This window comes from Methanospirillum hungatei (assembly GCF_019263745.1).
GTDB classification, from domain to species: domain Archaea; phylum Halobacteriota; class Methanomicrobia; order Methanomicrobiales; family Methanospirillaceae; genus Methanospirillum; species Methanospirillum purgamenti.
On record NZ_CP077107.1, the window covers coordinates 1,016,392 to 1,031,325 of the forward strand.

At 41.9% G+C, this 14,934-nt stretch carries 15 protein-coding genes; 6 read left to right on the forward strand and 9 right to left on the reverse strand.

All coding sequences use genetic code 11. From position 1 onward, the window contains the following. Nucleotides 1-43 precede the first annotated feature (43 nt). Both KSK55_RS04755 and KSK55_RS04760 read right to left on the reverse strand, forming a co-directional pair. Nucleotides 44-1,237, reverse strand: a complete 1,194-nt coding sequence (locus KSK55_RS04755; RefSeq protein WP_218608390.1) for an MFS transporter — start codon at nucleotides 1,235-1,237, stop codon at nucleotides 44-46. Nucleotides 1,238-1,274: 37 nt separating this feature from the next. Continuing rightward, nucleotides 1,275-2,558 (reverse strand): ABC transporter substrate-binding protein, encoded by a 1,284-nt coding sequence (locus KSK55_RS04760; RefSeq protein WP_218608391.1) that lies wholly within the window; start codon nucleotides 2,556-2,558, stop codon nucleotides 1,275-1,277. Nucleotides 2,559-2,710: 152 nt separating this feature from the next. On the opposite strand from KSK55_RS04760, the gene KSK55_RS04765 reads away from it, so the two are divergent. From KSK55_RS04765 to KSK55_RS04780, 4 genes are read left to right on the forward strand one after another with little or no spacing between them, the layout of a single operon-like run. Continuing rightward, on the forward strand, nucleotides 2,711-3,799 hold the full coding sequence (locus tag KSK55_RS04765; RefSeq protein WP_218608392.1) for a FecCD family ABC transporter permease: 1,089 nt from the start codon (nucleotides 2,711-2,713) through the stop codon (nucleotides 3,797-3,799). Further along, entirely contained in the window at nucleotides 3,793-4,617 is an 825-nt protein-coding gene (locus tag KSK55_RS04770; RefSeq protein ID WP_218608393.1) for an ABC transporter ATP-binding protein, read from the forward strand. Before KSK55_RS04765 ends, KSK55_RS04770 begins: the two co-directional genes overlap by 7 nt. Continuing rightward, a complete protein-coding gene (locus tag KSK55_RS04775) occupies nucleotides 4,618-6,453 on the forward strand; it encodes an ABC transporter ATP-binding protein/permease (RefSeq protein WP_218608394.1) in 1,836 nt (611 codons plus the stop codon). Beyond that, the gene (locus KSK55_RS04780; RefSeq protein WP_218608395.1) at nucleotides 6,450-8,180 is read left to right on the forward strand and encodes an ABC transporter ATP-binding protein; all 1,731 of its coding nucleotides are present in this window, start codon (nucleotides 6,450-6,452) and stop codon (nucleotides 8,178-8,180) included. The genes KSK55_RS04775 and KSK55_RS04780 overlap by 4 nt, the downstream gene beginning before the upstream one ends. A gap of 61 nt (nucleotides 8,181-8,241) precedes the next feature. Here the strand turns inward: KSK55_RS04780 and KSK55_RS04785 are convergent, their stop codons facing one another. Then, entirely contained in the window at nucleotides 8,242-8,727 is a 486-nt protein-coding gene (locus KSK55_RS04785) for an SRPBCC domain-containing protein (protein WP_218608396.1), read from the reverse strand. A gap of 167 nt (nucleotides 8,728-8,894) precedes the next feature. Here KSK55_RS04785 and KSK55_RS04790 point away from each other — a divergent pair, with 167 nt between their 5' ends. Then, nucleotides 8,895-9,176, forward strand: coding sequence for a DUF2098 domain-containing protein (locus tag KSK55_RS04790; protein ID WP_256664180.1), 282 nt, complete (start codon nucleotides 8,895-8,897; stop codon nucleotides 9,174-9,176). A gap of 99 nt (nucleotides 9,177-9,275) precedes the next feature. Here KSK55_RS04790 and KSK55_RS04795 read toward each other — a convergent pair whose 3' ends face one another. Genes KSK55_RS04795 through KSK55_RS04805 form a run of 3 tightly spaced genes read right to left on the reverse strand, consistent with a single transcriptional unit; the run spans nucleotide 9,276 to nucleotide 12,390 of the window. Then, on the reverse strand, nucleotides 9,276-9,953 hold the full coding sequence (locus tag KSK55_RS04795; RefSeq protein WP_250545164.1) for an ABC transporter ATP-binding protein: 678 nt from the start codon (nucleotides 9,951-9,953) through the stop codon (nucleotides 9,276-9,278). 1 nt (nucleotide 9,954) lies between these two features. Beyond that, a complete protein-coding gene (locus KSK55_RS04800) occupies nucleotides 9,955-11,160 on the reverse strand; it encodes an ABC transporter permease (RefSeq protein WP_218608398.1) in 1,206 nt (401 codons plus the stop codon). Next, complete coding sequence (locus tag KSK55_RS04805; RefSeq protein ID WP_218608399.1) at nucleotides 11,161-12,390, reverse strand: COG1361 S-layer family protein; 1,230 nt, start codon at nucleotides 12,388-12,390, stop codon at nucleotides 11,161-11,163. A gap of 161 nt (nucleotides 12,391-12,551) precedes the next feature. Between KSK55_RS04805 and KSK55_RS04810 the strand changes: the two genes are divergently transcribed. Continuing rightward, nucleotides 12,552-13,208, forward strand: a complete 657-nt coding sequence (locus KSK55_RS04810) for a helix-turn-helix domain-containing protein (RefSeq protein WP_218608400.1) — start codon at nucleotides 12,552-12,554, stop codon at nucleotides 13,206-13,208. On the opposite strand, the gene KSK55_RS04815 is transcribed toward KSK55_RS04810, so the two are convergent. Genes KSK55_RS04815 through KSK55_RS04825 form a run of 3 tightly spaced genes read right to left on the reverse strand, consistent with a single transcriptional unit; the run spans nucleotide 13,194 to nucleotide 14,809 of the window. After that, entirely contained in the window at nucleotides 13,194-14,105 is a 912-nt protein-coding gene (locus tag KSK55_RS04815) for a DMT family transporter (protein WP_218608401.1), read from the reverse strand. The genes KSK55_RS04810 and KSK55_RS04815 overlap by 15 nt on opposite strands. A gap of 57 nt (nucleotides 14,106-14,162) precedes the next feature. Further along, nucleotides 14,163-14,570: a type II toxin-antitoxin system VapC family toxin gene (locus KSK55_RS04820; protein WP_218608402.1), complete on the reverse strand. Its 408-nt coding sequence runs from the start codon at nucleotides 14,568-14,570 to the stop codon at nucleotides 14,163-14,165. Beyond that, the gene (locus tag KSK55_RS04825) at nucleotides 14,570-14,809 is read right to left on the reverse strand and encodes a hypothetical protein (protein ID WP_218608403.1); all 240 of its coding nucleotides are present in this window, start codon (nucleotides 14,807-14,809) and stop codon (nucleotides 14,570-14,572) included. Before KSK55_RS04825 ends, KSK55_RS04820 begins: the two co-directional genes overlap by 1 nt. Between the last annotated feature and the right edge of the window lie 125 nt (nucleotides 14,810-14,934).

A 14,934-nucleotide genomic window follows, 5' to 3' on the forward strand; every position in this document is an offset into this window, starting at 1 on the left:
GAAACAGTTATTTTTAGGTTCAAAAAATAGGATTTTTAGTATATTATGATTCATTCTTCCGGATTCTTTCATTTCCCGGATACTTAATGAAAACTGCAAGAATCGGACATATTATCGTTGGAATAACCATCAGAAACATAGCATCCGGGAGCGAACCCATAGCATCAGCAGCCCATCCGATTATTGCAGCACCTATTCCTCCGACTCCGACACAAAGCCCAAGTGTAAGTCCGGATGCAAAACCAACACTTCCGGGGAGAAGTTCCTGCATCATGGTAACTGATGTGACATAACAGAAACATGCAAAAAATGAGTACATGAAAATCCCGACATACATAAGCCATCCCTGTGTCAGAAATATGAGACAGAAAAATGGAACCGCAGATGCAAATCCAAATACCAGCATGTTTTTCCTGCCAAACCGATCAGAAAGATACCCTCCTGTAATCTGACCACTCACGCCGATAAAGAGCATAATCGTCACAATAAGCGATGTGGTGATAGTATCCATTCCCTGCTGGCCAAGAATCAGGAGAGCAGGCAGATACGTTATGATTCCTACATAAGTCCAGGCTCGAAGAGAACAGAGTGAGACCACAAGTCCTGCCGGTACCCACCAGTATTTTTCCCGATCTACCTGTTGAACTGGTTTTTTTCTCTCATACAAAGCAGCATGAGAAGAACGAAATCTTTTATCAACTAAGTAAATCCAGAATGCCCCGATAATCCCGGGAATTGCGAGCCAGGCAATACTTGATAATCCATAGAATGTTATCATGATGCCTGCAATAAGTGGTCCTATTGAGTAACTGACACTTCCGCTCGTGGTAAAAATCGAATTAAAAACTCCACGTTTTTCCGGAGGGCTCAGCCTGAATACTGTTTCCATTGCCGCGGGATGAAATAATGCACTACCAAGTGCTGCACAGGAAACCAGGACAAGCATGAGAAGATAATTGTGAGTCAGAACGGCAAGAGAAATACCTACACTGGAGAATAATACACAAATCCAGATACGTGCTTTTTTTCCAGTCCTGTCACTATATAAACCGGCAAAAGGTTGAACAACAGAAGATGTTACATTAAATGCAGTTACTATTAGGCCTGCAAGAAAAAAAGAGAGGTTCATGTTAATGATAAGTGTCGGCAGAATAATGGGGAGTATGGGAGAGTAGAGATCAACTAAAAAATGACCACCAATTGAAGAATAAATTTTATCTTTAATTTCTTTGTCCATGAGTTTCAACTATAAAAAAAGAGTGGAAATTTGTTCATCAATTAGATAAATCAGGATAGATAAAAATCCCATCCTTCTTTACGTCAAGACCTGGAACTTTCAGGAATTTGTCAACATATTCCTGATGGATCGTATATGGATCAACATCGCTGAGTTGGTCAGGATACAGAGCTTTAGCCATATACAAAGCCCCTAGACAATTGCTGTGAGAAACAATATTTACATCAAGCAGATAGACCTTGTCGTTCTTTACCGCATCTATCTTATCAAAGCCTGGTCTCGATTTCACCCGGTCAAGAACCATCTGTGCTGCTGCCTTATCTGTGAAACCATATCCAAGAGCTTCATCAAAATCTTCCATCACAATTGCTTCCGGGTTCTTTGCAATCACAACTTCCGGATCAATTTCAAAGTAAGACGCGGTATCCATTACTTTACCTGCCGTATCCTTGGTATCTGTGGTCATGGTATTAGCACCAAGGAACTGAAGAGTCTTGATGGTCGGACAATCATTTCCACCACTTCCAAGAGCGGTCCCCTTCCGTGGATATAGATAGATGACCTTTGTTTTCTCTTCTTCCGATAATCCGGATAGTTTATCATGGATACTACCAAGTGTCCCACCCATCCAGTCAACATATTCATTCGCACTTTGCGGAGATCCTGCGAGGTATCCAAGAAGCTTTGAATACCCAAGGCTGTTCTGGATATCTCCATGATAAATCATACTCAAAGGAGTAAGACCCGCGGTTCTCAGTTTACTCATGAGCGCTTCATCAAAGTATTGATTGTGGGCCACAAGATCCGGTTTTAATCCAATAATTTGTTCAATATCTGGTTCATCTGCAGAACCGACATTGGTCATTTTGCTAATCTCCGGCAGAATTACCCCACGGGTTACTGTATTCTCATCGATACCAACAATCTTCTTGCCTATCCCAATTGTCTGGGCGTTTTCGGCAATCATCCGATCAAGGGAAACAATACGGTTAACCGGAGTTTTTACTTTCACTGGTTGTTCATATGAATCCTGAACCCATATCTCTGTGGCGCTGCCATCCATGATCTTTTTGACCTGATCTGCATCAGCACTATCAACTTTTCCATCCTGATTCGCATCTACAAGATGGGTTGTATCTGTTTTCCCTGCCGCAATCTCATTTATAAGGTCAATATCCTGCTGATCTAAATTCATGTCACTATTCGCATTACCAAATATGAAGAGGGTATATTCCATTCCTGACGCTGATACAAAACCACAAAAACAACTAAGAGTGAGTAGCGTTATGATAATGCCGCTCAAAAAAATATCTTTTTTCATACACATTTCTATCTAGACAGTATAAGTTAGAATGAGATTTAAAAGATACATACTGAGTGTCAATAATTTCAAAATAGTAATAACATATCCCACCCATTCTTAGTTATCAAGATCACCAGGAATAGAAGAACATCCTGAGGCATCGAGTAGTCATGAGTCAACATAATTCAGAAACAATTGCTCATAATTCTTCAATTCAGGGGATTCGGGAATCGTTTCATCATTATCATTCGAGAAAGATTCTGTTTTTATTCACCGTTTGTGTTGGTATTTTATTATTGATCGGTATTGCCGCCACTTTTGGTTCATATGATCTGACCCTGACCGATGTGTATACCACCATCCTGGCAGGGATTTTTCCAGGAATGGGACTATCTGAATCAGTAGCAAGTACCATCATCTGGGAAATTCGCCTCCCCCGTATTGCCATGGCTATTGTGTCAGGTGCAAGCCTTGGTGTTGCCGGGGCTATTATGCAGGGGGTTTTACGAAACCCTCTTGCTGAACCATTTACGCTCGGTATTTCATCAGCTGCGGCAATGGGCGCATCTCTGGCGATTATTGGAGGCTTTCGAATCTTTGGATCTTACAGTGTGGTTCTGAACGCTTTTTTGAGTGCATTTGTTGCGACCATGGTCATTTACTCAATTGCAAAAAGTAAAGGAATGACTCCGGAAGCAATTATTCTTGCAGGTATTGCCATCATGTTCCTCCTTGATGCAGTCACATCCTTTACTCAGTACCTCGGAACAGCAGAACAGGTACAAGCAGTTGTATTCTGGATGATGGGAAGTGTCTCTGTAGCAAGCTGGGAAACTGTCTTTATCGTTTTTATAATTGCAGCCCTTTCCATCCCCTACCTGATTTACAGGGCTTCTGACATCACCATAATCGGGGCCGGTGACGAGACTGCTCATAGCCTGGGGATTAATGTTGAACGAGTCAGAATGAGAACTCTCGTTTTCGGAGCTCTCCTGACTGCATCGGTAACCGCATTTTGTGGAATTATTGGATTTGTAGGACTTGTTTCTCCTCATATTACCAGGATGATAATTGGAGGAGACAACCGGTATGTCATCCCGGGATCTGCACTGGTTGGCGGAATACTCCTATTGGGAGCTGATACTATTGCACGGACAGTTCTTGCACCAATGATTCTCCCGGTAGGAATTATGACTGCTTTTGTCGGAGTTCCGTTCTTTATGTACCTGTTTATGAAAAAGAGGAAAGAATTATGGTAAATGTAGAAATTGAAAGAGTATGTTTCAGTTATCCGGGAGCAGATATCCTGCATGATGTAACGTTTTGTATCGGACCTGGAGAGATGACCGGGCTTATCGGTCCGAACGGTTCCGGTAAAAGCACTCTGATAAAATGTATTGACACCATCTTAAAACCAAAGGGTTCAATCTTGCTCAATGGTAAAGATGTCCTGAAAATGGACCAGGTTGATCTCGCAAAAAATATCGGCCTTGTGCCTCAGCATGGGACAAGTGCCATGGATTCAACAGTCTTTGAAACAGTACTTATGGGAAGACGTCCCCATTCAGCCTGGCGAATTCGCGATGAAGACATTGATAAGGTTGCTGACACTCTGGACCGGCTCAATATTGGGGATCTGGCAATGCGGGATTTCGCAAGTTTGTCCGGCGGCCAAAAACAGATGGTTCTCCTCGCTCGGGCAATCTGTCAGGAACCTCAGGTGCTGCTTTTAGATGAACCGACTTCAGCCCTCGATATCAGGCATCAGCTGGAAGTGCTGGATATCGTAAATAACCTGGTGAAAGAACGACATATGTCGGCAATTATTGCCCTTCATGATCTGAACCTGGGTGCCCGATATACAGATTCAATGGTCATATTAAGAAATGGCAAGATTTTTTCTGCAGGAAAACCAGATGACCTCTATACTCCTGATATGATTGAAGAGGTATATGGAGTAAAGTCAGTGGTTCTGACAGTATTAGGTAAACCTCACGTTGTGCCGGTAAGTCCGGTAAAAAATGAAACCTTTATTCCAGCACTTATGGAAACTGGTTTTAAGGAGATACCTGCCTGAATGGCACATGAAGAATCACCGGAATATACATCCGGCTATGATGGATCTTTTTTTCACCGTCTCATCTCCCTTTGTATTGACCTCAGACTTGTTCGTCTGATCCCCGGACTAGGTCGTCATGTAACCAGGACATTTTTTGCTGCTCTTTTGAGTTCATTGGCATCTATCCTGCTTCTCTTTTTAGTGAGTACATTTATTTCCGGCCTGATTGACGGAAAAGATCTCATAGTCATGTTTCCTGTTCTTACGGGAATGATCGGGATACTAACCATACGGATCGCAGCAGAGGTCTTTCGAGAGCGATCTGCACATACAACTGCCGGAGTGATGAAACGGGCGATACGATCACGGATGTATGAACATCTCCTCCAGCTCGGACCCGGATATACCGATAGGAATGATTCAGGCTCGATTGCTGCAACTTTTGTAGACGGGACAGAGCAACTTGAGCAGTACGTGGCATACTACATACCCTACATCCTCCTGTGCATGATCGTTCCGGCAACACTTTTTGTCGGATTTTCTGTGTTTGTAGATCCTATCACTGCCCTGATTCTCCTGATTTTTGTTCCCCTCGTTCCCGTCATGATCATGATCTCTAACCGGAAGAGAAGAATCGGGAGAGGAGATGTTTGGAGGGAATACAAAAACCTGAGTGCATATTATTCTGAAAGCCTGCAGGGACTTCCTACCTTAAAACTCTTTAATCAGCATAAAGCACGTGCCGGGGAGATTCGGATACGGGCTGACAGACTCAGTCTTACCTGGATTCGGAGGCTTCGAATTGGACTTTTAGTAAGTTTTGCTGCTGAAATGGTTCCTTATCTTGGATATGGATCAGCATTACTGTATGTCTGTATCCAGATGAGTGTTGGAGTCATGTCTACCGGACAGGTGATGCTAGTTCTTTTACTCGGGCCTGTTTTTTATGAGCATGTCATTCATCTTGGTCAGTACTATCATAACAGTATCAATGCAAAAACCACAATAAATGCTATTTTACATCTTATTGAATTAGAACCTACCATCACCGATGGAAAAAAACCATATACAATAACTCCCCCATTGAAACAGACAATCCAATTTTCCCATGTTTCTTTTTCATATGAACCGGATCGTCCGGTTCTGAATGACTGCTCCTTTTTTGTAAATGAAGGTGAAATGGTAGCACTCGTTGGAGCTTCCGGAGTTGGAAAGAGTACAGTGGTTGATCTGCTCTTTCGGTATTATGATCCAGATAACGGCAATATAAAGGTGTGTGGCCTTCCAATCAGGGATATTCCTCTTGATCTTTTGAGGCAGCAATTATCTCTAGTTTCCCAGGATACGTACCTTTTCTATGATACCATCCGGAATAACCTCCTCTTTGGGAGACCTGATGCATCTGAAGAAGAGATAATGGAGGCTCTTTCTATCTCATGTCTTGATAAATTCATCCTCTCTCTCCCTAATGGAACAGATACGATGACCGGTGAGCGAGGTCTTCGACTGTCAGGTGGAGAACGACAGCGTATCGCTATTGCACGAGCAATCTTAAAAGATGCTCCCATCCTCATTCTTGACGAACCTACTGCAAGTGTTGATGCAGAAAGTGAGCGTCATATCAGACTGGCTCTGAAAACACTTCTGAAGGGGCGGACGGTTCTGGTGATTGCACACCGGCTTTCGACAATTCGTGATGCCTCGCAGATACTGGTTATGGAAGAAGGATATATCGTTGAATCCGGAACCCATGAAGAACTGATGAGTATGAACGGAAGATTCGCCTCTCTTGTTCATGCTCAGGAACTTGCAGGTGGAAAAGAGTATACAGGTTCTTCCGGGGGTATTCTATGAAAAAGAACTCACCTTATATCCGCCTTTTTAGTGTATTAGGGCCACAGATCCCTATTCTTTCTACTGGGATTCTTGCAGAGATTGGTAAGTATGTTTTTACCCTGGGTATTGGTCTTCTTGGAGTAGATCTTCTCCGGATGGCTCGGGCTGGAGAACCAGCATCTTTGTTAATTCCAGTAGGATTATTCATCCTTTGTCTTGCCATATTACGGGGAATTTCCGGATATTTAAGCCCATATCTCTGTCATGTGGGAGCATACCGGCTCCTGGCAGATCTTCGGGATCAGTTTTATAGGACTATTGAACCTCTGGCTCCCGCAATTCTTATGCAAAAAAGAACCGGAGATATTGTTTCTATCGCAGGAAATAATGTTGAGACTTTGGAACTCTTCTTTGCTCACACCATAGCGCCCCTGGTCACGGCTATTGTCATACCAGTTATCGTATTTATTTCCCTATTTTTCATCCATCCAGAAGTTGCAGGAGTATATGCTCTCCTTACTCTATGCATTGCTTTTCTTCCAAAACTTGCTCTTTCACTCAACGATGAACGGGGGAACCAGCTCAGGGAACTTATCGGAGGAATCAATTCATTTCTTATTGATAGTGTTCAGGGTATCCGGGAGATACTTGCTTTTTCCCGTTCAGAATCACGGTTTAAACAGGTAATGTCCATGAGTGATCAATATCAGGATGAATACGGCATCTATGTCCGGAAAAATTCAATTATTACTGCATCCTTTATCCTGATTCTCTCTGGAGGTGTTATTGTTATGTTGACAATATCCTCCATCCTTGCTACAAGAGGAGAGATAGATCCCCTGAACCTGCCGATTATCATCCTCTTCACTTCGGCAGGATTTGCATCAATGGCTAATATCGTCGAGATTTCAAAGCAATTCAGCCTCACGTTTGCCGGGGCGAAGCGATTGTATGAACTGATGGATCTTACCCCGTCTGTCCAGGAACCCGACAAACCTGTTCATCCAGTATCTCTTGAACCATCTCTTTTAGTGGAAAACGTCAGTTTTCGGTATAATCCACAGGAATCATTGGTTCTTCAGGATATTTCTTTTCGTGTTCCTGCCGGGAAAACAGTTGCAATTGTAGGAATGACGGGAGCTGGAAAAACTACCATATCTCACCTGATCATGCGATTTTGGGATCCAGTCTCCGGAAGAATCATGATTGGTGGTCATGAAATCAGTTCGCTTCAGCTTTCTCTCCTTCGCGATACCATAGCGATAGTAACTCAGGATATTTTTCTTCTTAATACCTCAATCATGGAAAATATCAGGCTAGGAAGAGCAGATGCAACCGATGAAGATGTTATAGAAGCAGCTCAGGTTGCCCGGATTCATTCTTTTATATCTGCCCTACCAAAAGGTTACCAGACTCTTGTCGGAGAGAGAGGCGTCCGGCTCTCTGGTGGGGAGAGACAGAGAATTGCAATAGCACGTGCTGTACTTAAAAATGCCCCGATTCTCATTCTTGATGAGGCTACATCAGCTCTTGATACCTGTACTGAACTTGAGATACGTGAAGCACTAAAAGATCTCAGTTCCGGACGGACGGTGCTGATTATTGCTCACCGTCTTTCAACGATAAAACATGCAGACCAGATCCTGGTACTCCGGGAAGGAACGATTGTTGAACGAGGAAACCATGATGAATTGGTCAGGTTGAATGGTGTCTATTCATCTCTTATAAAAGCCCAGGAGATATAATATCATTCCATGTGGGTTCCTCATGGTGACAACCTCATATCACACATGATATCCCCACCGATTAATGAAAAGAATATTCTACCCTGTCCCTGAGTGCTTCATTCATTTGAAAAAACCCCTCACCAGTGCTTTTCATCATAATTTTTTCCATAAGAGGAAGAATTAAACCAGAAAAAAACTCTTTTTGAATAAAAAGACAGGTGCCATCACCTTTGGCCCTGATCTCTAAGACATGCTCTCCATCAAGAAGCCCCGGAAATAGGAGGTGACCAAGCCATCTCATTTCATTAAACGGATTCACCTTGAGAAGGACCGGTTTTATATTCATTCCAAAACTTCCTGGTGGCTGCAAGGAGATTTTAAGATTTGAACCTTCACATATTTCTCCCTGGATTTTTTTGATAAACGGATTCCATTGAGGATATTTGTCAAAATCAGTCAGAACGGCCCAGATATCTTCAGGAGAGGCATGAATTGTTATCTGGCTGAACAATTCACCAGATCTTCCAGACTTTGTATAATGAGTTGAACCATGCTCTCTCTCCATGATAACGTCATATGTTTTCCGGGTAAAAGATGATTATCATTCACAAATATTTCCCAGATAACGAATCTCCAATTCATGTCCAAAAATCAATCATCGTTTGGTAGATATGGAATGTGTAAGAATTAGCATTAAGTATTTGTACACAAAATAAGGGTTTGGTGGTACCTGTGATCGATATCGGATCCTATGCGAAATACCCCAAAACCGGAACCTTTGGAACAGTCGTCAGGTTCCAGGAGCAGCATGGGCAGACCTTTGTAGAACTTGACAGCACCCACCTGTTGTACCGAATTGACCAGTTAATTCCAGCATCTTTCGAAGAGCAAGCCACCATTGACAGCAAGGATAAAGAGATCAAAAAGATAGTGTATGAACGGGAAGATCTCGGTGAATCAGCATTCAATGATGCGGCATTTCAACAGGACGGAGCATGTCATGGAGGGGGATAACCCTCCATTTTTATTTTTCGCAGGAATTATTCAATATTATTGAGAATTTATCCATATATCCGCATATGGAAACAACATACATGGCAGGAATGAATACCCCTAGTTCTCAACATTCTTCCCGTCAAATATCTGAATCACCCGGTCAAAATACTCAATATCTTCATCTTCATGTGATATCATCACAATGGTCTGTCCGTTTTCCTGGTTTAGTTGTTTGAAAAGATCAAGAATTCGTTTGGAGTTGACACTATCCAGATTTGCACATGGTTCATCAGCAAAGATTATATCCGGTTGATTTACCATGGCCCTGGCAATAGCAACCCGCTGCTGCTCCCCACCAGATAACTCCCGTGGTAAATGAGACAATCTTTCTTTCAGACCCACAACATCCAGGATATCAACACTCATTTCATGGCATTCTTCATCAGATTTTCCAAGTGCCATTGGGAGGAGTGAAACATTCTCTTCAGTTGTCAGCTCGGGCACAAGAGCATAATCCTGAAACACATATCCAAAATGTTTCAGTCTGAACTTTGTCCGCTGCCGGTCAGATAATCTTCCAACATCTGTTCCCTGGACCGAGATAAACCCGGATGATGGTCTATCAAGCAGACTGATCTGATACAGAAGCGTTGATTTTCCACTCCCAGATGGCCCCATGATCCCGACAAATTCCCCTTTCTCGATGTCAATTGAAAGACCATTCAGTGCATGAACATCGACCGTGCCAAGGCGATAAACCCGGAATAAATCCCGAACTGAGATAACATTCATCATTTCAGCCCCTCATAGCCGTCAGGATGTCTTCCTTCGCAATCCTCATCGCAGGGAAATAACCTGCAATTACAGATGCAATCAGGAGTAATATGGCACTTTCAATCATAATTCCTGACTCTACATAAAGAGAAACATTTCCATCAGGAAATTCTATCGGGTATACTGAAAAATAAAGAATCAGGGTCTGTATGATACAAAATCCAATTACTATTCCGATAATACCAATAATGAGTGTTTGAAGCACATAACTTTGAATAATAATATCCTCATCAATTCCGATTGCCTTTAAAACCCCAATCTCTCTCCGGTTATGCAGGGTTTTAATCATTATCACGATGAACAAAACAACAATTGCAATAATAAGACTGACTAACAGAGTAATATTATTGATTATCTGAAAACTCTCAATAGACTCATCAAAAAGACCTCCAGCCTGTTCTTTCCATGTCTTAACATCCTCTTTGATTCCGAATGACATCATGGTTTTTTTCACACGATCTTCACGTGTTCCAGGTTCAGTTTTGACCAGGATCTCAACCGATTTGTCAAGAGGATATCCAAGGACATCTTCAATCTCATTCCAAGAGACAAAGACCATGTAATCTGTCTGATAGGATTTTGTCTGAAATATTCCCTTTATCCGGTAATCTCTGCTTACCCCGTTCACATAATTGACTTTGATAGAATCTCCGGTCTTTACCCCTCCTAAAGACTCAAAAAAATCCTTACTCTCATCCTTATTTCCGGCAACATAATTCCCGATTAAGATCTGCCCCCGGTCTTCTCTTGTCAGGAACTGACCCTCTTTCATCATCTCATGGATTTTCGTCACCATCCGTTCATCATCTGGATTAAAAACACTAACAGGAAGAGCAATCTCATTTGATTTATGAACGAGCGAGGCTCCCATTTCATACCTGGCAGAAGCATGGTATACTCCGGGAATACGGTTCACCTTTGATACAAGCCCTAAACTGTTATCGATAAACCGGTTATCATCCTTTGGTTTGATGATGATATTGGAGATATAGTAATCCACAGTCTGCTGGTTCATCAGTTCGATTGATCCTCCAATCACAGAGGAGAGGAATATCATATTGGTGAAGACCAGGGCAATGATGAAGATGGTGAGGAGTGTTCCAGCCTTACTTGACCGTTTCAGTATCCGGGTTGCGAGAAAAAATGAGATTTTTACGTCGGTAAGCATTCACACGTCCCCTCTCCGTGTCCACATCCGGTATCCGAGAAATCCACCTATCAGGAGCAGGATTCCTAAGATTATTGAAGATGTATTATCCGGAGGACTTTGAACAGTGAGCGTGAGATTTTCCGTTCGTTCATGTTCACCCCAGTCATCTTTGTAAGAGACATGCAGCGTATATGGATATTCACCTGATTCCCCTGAATCCAGGATAAATACTGCCGGTGCATCGTTATGAGGTTCGATTCTTCCAATAAATGCCTCTTTATTTCCCAAAAATGGAAGCGTGATCCAAGCCCTGACTGCTTCTGCATCACCAGTTCCTGAATTATCAAGCCGGATTACCAGATCAAAAGGAGTATTTTTCATAATGCGGGAAGGATCTGTCTCGATAGACATGAGTGATACATCGGCTTCACCTCTGATATCAAGAGAGAGGGTCTCTGATGTGCCTATTTCGCCTTTGTCAGGAGTTGTATAGAGTATCTCAATCGGGATCTTGTGAATTCCAGGATTGACATTTGTATCAGTGTTAAAGGTGATTTCTCCAGATGACTCCTCACCCTGTTTCAGTTTTTCAATATGAAATGCATTTGTCTGGAGTGGAGCTATGGATGTTCCAGTCTCTTTTACCCGAACGGTGATGTCTTTTGCCTGACTGACACCGCGGTTTGTCAAAGATATCCTGACAGGAAATGATTCTCCCGGGCGTATCGGGCCAGATGACGACTGCGAGAGTATGAGGGCTGGCTGTCGTACGGCAGAGATCGGAGTATTCACATTTACCGCAATCGGGTATTTGATACTCTCCTGGTTGCGAAGCCTGATAAGAAGTTCAGCAAAGTAAATTCCATTTGCAGGCGGAGCCTTGATAACAAAAGAGATCTGAACAGACTGACCTGGTCCAATCTGCCCTTCAAACTGCCCGTTCCCGGCGAAAACATCTATATCCTTTTTCCCATTCAGGAATACGCTGTCAATGACCGGTGAAGGAAAAACTCCTGTTGATTCAGAGATCTCGTCATTCGTACCAGTCTCAAGCGATGCAGGGATGGTATCTCCAGAGGTTTTTGTATTTGACAGAGTAACGGTCACAATTCCTTTTTCTTCAGGCATAAGAACTGATGGTGTTATCTGGTAATCGGTCACTGCAATGTGAGAATATGCTGCCTGTACTGATCCGCCGGATATCAGGATGCACAAGATGAAGATAAGAGTGTAGACATGTTTTTTCATAATTGTCCTTCTATATGTGTAGTTCTATCCCGCAGCATGTGAACTATTGGTGACAGGATACATGTAAGTATGCTTTATAATCAAAACCTGTTTGTGCCATACATGTATGGGTATTATATTGAGTAAACAGCATTGAGAATATATAGAGTGTGGGTTATGCCATGAGAAAAATGACCATAACATGCCAGATTTCAGATTTATTCCGGACATTTTATACTGCACGGTTTTTTGAGGCAGTAAAGTCGATAGAGCTGCTTCGGATGATCCGATTGGATTTTAAAGAAGGGACAAAACTGGGTATTGCAAAAATCACATGTAATCCTGGATTTTCAGTAAAAGATATCGAATTTCCAAAAGGGGGAGAGATTATTGCAATATTTCAGGAAACCGGTGATGAATCTATACTATTATTCAAAGGAACTGCACCTCCTTCCATTATGCATATCAGTAAATTATTTGCGAGAGATGTTATCTGGTCAACACCTACTATCCTGTATAAGGATAAAATTACGTACAGTATCATTGGTGAAGAAAAAGAACTCAAATACATGCTTCGTCTAATAAAGTTAATCCTTGGGCCGATAGAGGATATCGCATATGAAAAAGCGACATTTGGTCCATATGACCTGATCCAGTCATTAACAAAGAAACAACAGGAAATACTGGTCCTCGCGAAAAAAGCAGGATATTATCACAATCCCCGGAAAATTACATTGGACGATCTCTCTGAACTATCCGGGCTTTCAAAAGCTACTGTCGGTGAACACCTCAGAAAAGCAGAAAATCAGGTTATGAATTCAGTATTAGCCGGATACTGATTTTTCATCCGGACTGGTGCTTGTTGAACCAAGATATATTGCTCCAAGGGTAAGCACCACCCCGAGAAGAGTAACACTGGTAAATGGGAGCCTGAAGATGAGAATATCCCAGATGAACGCTCCGGCAGGTTGGAGAAGTAATATCAATCCGACTTTAATCGGGACGGTGTACGGAAGCCCTGCCGATATGAGCACCCATGCAATAACCTGACAAATTACGGCATAACCGATGAGATACAACCATGAATCAACTCCGGGGACATCAAAACTATCTCCTGATCCGATGACCACAAGTCCGGTAATGATGGTTGTAAGAATTGAAATCATGCAAAGATTTGCAATTTTTCCTTCCAAGTCAAATGAGGTCTGTAATAGCCGGAGTAATAATACATAGCCACCATACCAGAATGCAGTGGTAAGGGCAAGCAGGACTCCTAATTGAAATCCATCAGCAGCAGTACTCCATTGCACCCCGCAGATAAGGTACAGACCTATGATAGAGACAGGGATCGCAAGAATCAGCCGGAGTGTGACTCTGGTGTGAAGAACCAGCACACTAAACGCTGCCAGAACAAATACCTGAAAATTTCCCAGGATCGTTGCAAGGCCAGGACCGATGAGAAGAATACTCTGGTGCCAGAAGCTCAGATCAAGGCTGTAGAATATACTGGCAAGCAGAGCAATTCCACAGTTTCGGAGTCCAAGCCATATCCTTCCCCTGGTATACATGAGAAGCAGAAGAAGGGGCGGAAGAGATAATGCCATCCGGTAAAATGCAGATGCACTCGCACTTACTCCTGAAAGAACGACAAAAACCGGGGATAAACTAATAAGTGCGGCTCCGATAACAACCAATAACTGACCATACACCGGCCCCGGGTTACGAATAATATTCATAGAGGACAAAAGAAAGAGGTAATTTTGAAAGCATGTGAATTTAAGAGAAATAATTTTTTAACGAATCGAAATTACCTTCAATTCAGGAATTTTTTTAAAATCTTTAAAGTTATCTGTTAGAATGCCATCAGATTTGGTATCTAATGCATGTTGTCCAATAATCGCGTCATTTGTCATTACATTCAACCGATTTGAAAGATCTATTGCGCGAATTATTGTTGAATAATCGATTGGTACGTAAGTGATATATGATGAATTAAGGATCTTATTCATTCTTAACACAGATTCATCAGAACCGAGTAATTTTCGTAATTTATAATGAACTTCAGATACAATGATAGAATCAATAAAAAACTGATGATTTTTCTGGATGTAATCATGAATTAAATCCCTGACTATAGGGTATTCTGGTGTATCACCAAGATTTGCGAAAATCAGAATATTCGAATCAATGAAGTAATTCATTATCCCCAAATCTCATCATCGATTTTTCTGAGTTCTTGCGATGTAACAGGCCGGCCTAGTATAGCAGGGTGATCGATGAGATCAATGAGTGAATCCTCTTGTGATACCCGTTTGAGTTGAATGGTAGAATCATTTATAATTTCTAGTTTAAATGAATCATGAGGTTTAATATCCAGAATTTCCTTTAATTCTTTTAAAGGAAGAGAAATATCTTCTGTTACTTCAATAATTGTTGACATAACACGTCCTTATTGATTTTTCGCTATGTATGTAATTGGTGAGGAGATTATTAGATTCTTTTTCATACTGGCAAAAAAGAATAATTACTGATACATAAAACCGAAATTTTTGAAAGAAAGAAAAT